Consider the following 1175-nt stretch of genomic DNA (forward strand, 5'->3'; position numbering starts at 1 on the left):
CGCCCCGCCGATATAAAGCTCACCCACCGCCCCGAACGGAACCGGCTGGCCATGAGCGTCCAGCAGATACACCCGCGTGTTCGCGATCGGACGGCCGATCGGGAGGCGGCGGCGGGATGTCGCATCAATCGCGGTGATCTCGCAGACTGTCGCAAAGGTCGTCGTTTCAGTCGGGCCGTAGCAGTGCAATAGATGCTGTGGTCCATTCTGGCTCAAAACCCGAGCTACTGCTGTCACATCAACCGCATCGCCGCCGACCAATAGCAATCGCAAACTCGCCAGCACCGGGCCTAAATCATCAGCGCTCTGGCTGAACAACCCGGCTGTCAAATGCAGGACCCTAATGCGGTGCTGCTGAACCAGGCTGCGCAGAACCTCTGGCTGCAGCGCATCCGTGTAGGGAATTACAATCAGGCTTGAGCCGTGTAGCAGCGGTGCCCACACTTCCAGTGTACTGATATCAAACGCAGGATTGCCCACCCACGCCACACGATCATTTGAGCCGAACTGCGCATATCCATTGTTGATCACGAGCCGGTTGACAGCCCGGTGAGGCACAACAACTCCCTTGGGAAGGCCGGTCGAGCCGGAGGTGTACATCACGTAAGCGGCGGCCTCGGCGCTCAATACCAGGCCAGGATCTGGACTGGACCCGGTTCCAGTCATCAGCGGCTCAATGGGCAAAACAGGGATTGTGGCCTCAACCAGATCATCACCGCCACTCTCGCTGAGCACCAGGCGTGCTGCACAATCGGCAATCAGCCATTCTTGTCGCGCAGGTGGAAGAGCGCGATCGATCGGGACATAAACTCCGCCCGCCTTCAGGATCGCCAACTGCGCCACCACAAGGGCGACGGAGCGGTCCAGCATTGTCGCAATGCGGTCGCCGGGCTTCACCCCGAGGCCGATCAGATGATGGGCCAGACGGTTGGCCCGCGCGTTGAGTTCGCCATAGCTCACCCGCTCGTCGTCATGCACCACCGCCACCGCCTCGGGCGTCCGGCGCACCTGTTGTTCGAACAGTTCGTGCAAGCACAGATCCGACGGATACTCCGCTTCCGTCCGGTTCAGCTCCTCCAGCAGGTAGCGGCGCTCGGCCGCCGGCAGGATGTCGAGCTCGCGCACCGGCGTGTCGGGGGCATGCTCGAGCGCCTCGGCCAGTTGCTCGAGCGCGT

At 62.2% G+C, this 1175-nt stretch carries 1 protein-coding gene; it reads right to left on the minus strand.

Features of this window, described 5'->3' with window-relative positions; genetic code table 11:
* A partial coding sequence (locus tag ACFFNA_RS35635; protein ID WP_378924624.1) for an AMP-binding protein occupies positions 1-1175 on the minus strand: 1175 nt, incomplete at both ends.

Source organism: Mesorhizobium kowhaii, assembly GCF_042431665.1.
Classification (GTDB): domain Bacteria; phylum Pseudomonadota; class Alphaproteobacteria; order Rhizobiales; family Rhizobiaceae; genus Mesorhizobium; species Mesorhizobium kowhaii.